Source organism: Allobosea sp. 2KB_26 (assembly GCF_052115715.1).
In the GTDB taxonomy this organism is placed as follows: domain Bacteria; phylum Pseudomonadota; class Alphaproteobacteria; order Rhizobiales; family Beijerinckiaceae; genus Allobosea.
Map to the genome: position 1 here is coordinate 1 of NZ_JBFRHE010000048.1, position 4,437 is coordinate 4,437.

2 protein-coding genes are annotated in these 4,437 nt (G+C 68.3%); both read left to right on the forward strand.

What is annotated here, in order from left to right:
* Positions 1-323: 323 nt before the first annotated feature.
* Complete coding sequence (locus AB4099_RS35070; RefSeq protein WP_441481490.1) at positions 324-605, forward strand: hypothetical protein; 282 nt, start codon at positions 324-326, stop codon at positions 603-605.
* 113 nt (positions 606-718) lie between these two features.
* A complete protein-coding gene (locus tag AB4099_RS35075; RefSeq protein WP_441481491.1) occupies positions 719-4,198 on the forward strand; it encodes an autotransporter-associated beta strand repeat-containing protein in 3,480 nt (1,159 codons plus the stop codon).
* Positions 4,199-4,437 lie beyond the last annotated feature (239 nt).

Below are 4,437 nucleotides of genomic sequence, written 5' to 3' on the forward strand. Positions count from 1 at the left end.
CTCGGTCGTTGTGCTCGCATGGCAGCCGCCCGGCAGCCTCGCGCCATTCATGCCGATGCCGTTTCGAATTCACGCGCCAGGAGCCCTGGAGCAACGGACCTGACCTTCGAGCCGGAAGCTCGTCGGCGACAGCAGCCCAAGGGACAGGCGATCAGTCAGGCCCGACCGGCATTCCGGTTTGAGAACGGCACCCGCGCGCGCGGCGGCTGGAGCATTTGTTCACACGAACTGGCCCGGTTCCTCCGTCACCAACCCGGCGGAGAACCTCTCTATCCGCCGGGGCCGGCGCGTCCGGCTGGTTTGGCTGGCATGACAGCCCGGAGATGGAGACGTTGACGGCGCAATGGCTGGCCAGCACCATTGAGGCCCAGGCGCAAAAGCTGCTGGACGATGTCCAGCGCAGCGCGCTCATCACCGTGCCCGTCGCGCCGCTCGGCCAGATCATTCCCAAAACCGCCTATCGCCGCAACCTGCAGGGCATCCTGCGCCTGCCGGCGACGCTTGAGGGTCGAGGCTGGTGCAAGGCGATCCGCCTGCGATCGAAATGTCCACCAGAAGGCCCGCGGAGTACGCCCGTTGCCGAAGCGCAACAGCGCGACGAATAGCCAGGGCACCACATCAATTCGCACGGCCTTCCGGTGTACGCGAATCGCACCTCGCCTCACAGTGACCGTTGCGTCACCGTCCGCAGGTGGCGGCCGATGCCTGCCGAGGACCGATGCCTTCCCATCTGAAGCACAGCCTGCGCCACACGACCGCTCTCGTCGCCCCCCGCCTCCGACCTGCAGCAAAGGCACTGGCAACCGGCGTCATCACCGGCGCGCTGCTCCTCCAGCCGGGCCAGGTGCTGGCAGCGGATCGGACCTGGAATGGCCCTGGCACGGATTTCAACACCCCGGGTAACTGGGATTCCGGCGTGCCGGGCAACAGCGACATCGCAGTCTTTGCCGGGACCACAGCCCCTGGCGCGCTATCGACGTCGGCGAACACCTCCCTTGCCGGGATAAGATACGATGCCGGAGCAGCCGCTTACGCCATCACGCTCGGCGACAGCCTTCAGACATTTGGCAGCATCACGAACAGTTCGAGCAATACCCAGACCATCAACGTCGGCTCCTGGGCATTTTTCTTCTACGGAAATTCATCGAGCGGCTCCAACGTCACCTACGCCCTGACCAGCGGCAACATCCAGTTTCGCGACAATTCGGTCGGCGGTCTGTCGCGCTTCGATACCGGCGGCGGAGGGCAGATCGGCCTGTTCGATACGGCCGATGCCGTAACCCTGGGCGCCCTGAGCGGAGGCGGCCTCATCTCGAACCAGTCCGCGAGCGACAAGACGCTGACCATCGGCGGGCTCAACGAATCGACCACTTTTTCTGGCAGGATGTATTCGGCCGGCGGCGCCGGCACGCTGGCCGTCGTAAAGGAGGGCACGGGCACGCTGACGCTCACCGGCGCGAACACCTATTCCGGAGGAACCACCATTTTGGCGGGGACCCTGCAGGTCGGCAATGGCGGCGCGACCGGCTCGATCACCGGCAATGTCGTCAACCACGCCGCGCTGGTCTTCAACCGCTCGGACATCTTCACATTCGCCGGCAACATCAACGGCACGGGCAGCGTGACCCACTCGGGCGGCGGCACGCTGACCCTGACCGGCGCGAACGGCTGGACCGGCGGAACCATCATCACCAACGGCTCCATGCTGGTGATCGGCAATGGCGGCACGACCGGCTCGATCACCGGCAATGTCGTCAACCACGCCGAGCTGGTCTTCAACCGCTCGGACAACGTCACATTCGCCGGCAACATCAACGGCACGGGCTTCGTGATCCAGTCGGGCGGCACGCTGACCCTGACCGGCGCGAACGGCTGGACCGGCGGAACCATCATTTCGGTGGGGACCCTGCAGATCGGCAATGGCGGCACGACCGGCTCGATCACCAGCAATGTCCTCAACAACGCCGCGCTGGTCTTCAACCGCTCGGACAGCGTCACATTCGCCGGCAACATCAACGGCACGGGCAGCGTGACCCAGTCGGGCGGCGGCACGCTGACCCTGACCGGCGGCGCGAACGGCTGGACCGGCGGAACCACCATCACCATCGGCTCCACGCTGCAGATCGGCAATGGCGGCGCGACCGGCTCGCTCGGCAGCGGCGCGGTGACGAATGGCGGAATCCTGGCCTTCAACCGCAACAATATGCAGATCGTCTCCAACACCATCAGCGGCGGCGGCGAGCTTCGGCAGCTCGGGACGGGCACCACGATCCTGACCGGCACGAACACCTATGGCGGCGGAACCACCATTTCAGCCGGGACCCTGCAGGTCGGCGATGGCGGCGCGACCGGCACGCTCGGCAGCGGCGCAGTCAACAACGGCGGCGCGCTTGTCTTCAACCGCGCCGGGCAGGTGACGCAAACGGGCGCGATCTCCGGCTCCGGCACCCTACGCAAGGAAGGCACGGGCGAACTCGTCCTGACAGGCAGCCACAGCTATTCGGGCGCCACCACGGTGAATGCCGGCACCCTGTCCGTCAACGGCGTGCTCAGCGCCTCCTCGCAGGTGACGGTGAACCCCGGCGGAACGCTCGGCGGCAACGGCACGGTGACGACCACCCAGATCAATGGCGGCACGCTGTCCCCCGGCAATTCGGTCGGGACCATCGCCATCGGCGGCAACCTGAGCTTCACGGCCGGCTCGACCTATCGCGCCGAAATCCAGGGCGCGACCGCCGACCGGGCCGACGTCGCGGGCACGGCTTCGCTCGCCGGAACATTGCAGCTCGTCGGGCTGGGCGGCTCCTATCGCTTCTCCTCGCCCTATACGCTTCTTTCCGCGACGGGCGGGCTCGGCGGCACGCGCTTCGACACCATCGCCAATCCCTTCGGCGACGGCGTGATCGTTACCGTCGGCTACACCTCCGGCGACGTCCAGCTGACCCTCGCCCCCAAGCCGCTGACGCCGCCCGAGCCCGGCCCCACCCCGCCAGTGCCGACGCCTCCGCCTGCCGGACCGCGGATCATCGGCGTGACGGCGCCGGCCAACGCCTATGCAATCGCGAAGTCCATCGACAAGGCGCTCGCCAATGGCGGCGATCCGTCCTCGCTGTTCGGCGTCTACAACCTGCCGGCCGCGTCGATCCCGGCCGCGGTGAACAGCCTGTCGGGCGAGATCCACAGCGCTGCGCCGGCGATGGCGCATATCGCCTCCGACCAGTTCCTGCGGACGATGCTCGACCCGATGGCGGCCGGGCGGCTGGAGGCCGGCAGTGCCGGGCCGGGCGCCGCCGCCTTCTCCGGCCTCGTGCGCAAGGGCGCCGACCGGCCAGCCGGTCCCGCTCGGCTCGACGCCCCGTTCTACTCGGTCTGGGGCTCCGCCTATGGTTCCTATGGCGGAACCGACGGCAATGCCGCGGTCGGCGCCGCCAAGCGCACCATCGACAGCGCACATGTGGCGACAGGTCTCGACATCCGGCTGATGCCCGGCACCGTAGCCGGCATTGCGGTATCCGGTGGCATGGCGCGCGCCTCGCTGCCGGGCGTGCTCGGCAACATCGATGCCGACGTGTTCCAGGCCGGCCTCTACGGCGTGACCCGCCTCGGCCCGGTGAAGCTCGGCGGAGCGGTGAGCTATGCAAGGCTCGACAACGATGTCCGGCGCAGCATTCCCGCGCTCGGCTCCAGCCTCGCCTCCTCCTATGACACCACGGCCTGGAGCGGCCGCCTCCAGGCGAGCCCGGCCTTGCTCGAATGGAACGGCCTTTCGCTCTCGCCGCTGGCGGCGCTGCAGGCGACCCGCGCACGCAGCCCGGCGGTGACCGAAGCGAACTGGTCCGGCGCCAGTGCCGGCGCACTCGCGCTGGCGAGGCGCAGCGACGTGACCAGCCGCAGCGAACTCGGCCTGCAGCTTGATGCCGACAGCGTGCTCGCGGGCGTTCCCGTCACCGGCTATGTCCGCGCCGCCTGGGCGCACTACTTCCAGCGCGACGCCGGGCTGACCGCGAGCCTGACGGGGCTGCCGGGCGCGAGCTTCGCAGTGACCGGCGCCGAGATCGGCCGCAACAGCGCGCTCGTCAGCGCCGGTGTCGCGGCAAAGCTCAGCGAGCGCGTCTCGCTCGGCCTGAACCTCGACGGGGAACTCTCCGACCCCGGCAGCCGCATCGGCGGGTCGGCCCAGCTCAGGGTCAGTTTCTGACCCGCAAGGCGGGGGCTGCGTGCCTTGGCTGCGGCGTGCGCCGGCGTGGATGAGAGGACCCCTTTCAGGCAAGCATGCAAAGTCTGGAATTGGCGCAATCCGGGCTGGCCGACGTGGTTTGGCGAATGTCAGCTCCCCGCCCCTCTCGGTCGTTGTGCTCGCATGGCAGCCGCCCGGCAGCCTCGCGCCATTCATGCCGATGCCGTTTCGAATTCACGCGCCAGGAGCCCTGGAGCAAC

Excerpts from the sequence above, each read along its gene's own strand:
- AB4099_RS35070 (WP_441481490.1), top strand. The coding sequence starts at position 324 with ATGGAGACGTTGACGGCGCAATGGCTGGCCAGCACCATTGAGGCCCAG.
- AB4099_RS35075 (WP_441481491.1), top strand. The coding sequence starts at position 719 with ATGCCTTCCCATCTGAAGCACAGCCTGCGCCACACGACCGCTCTCGTC.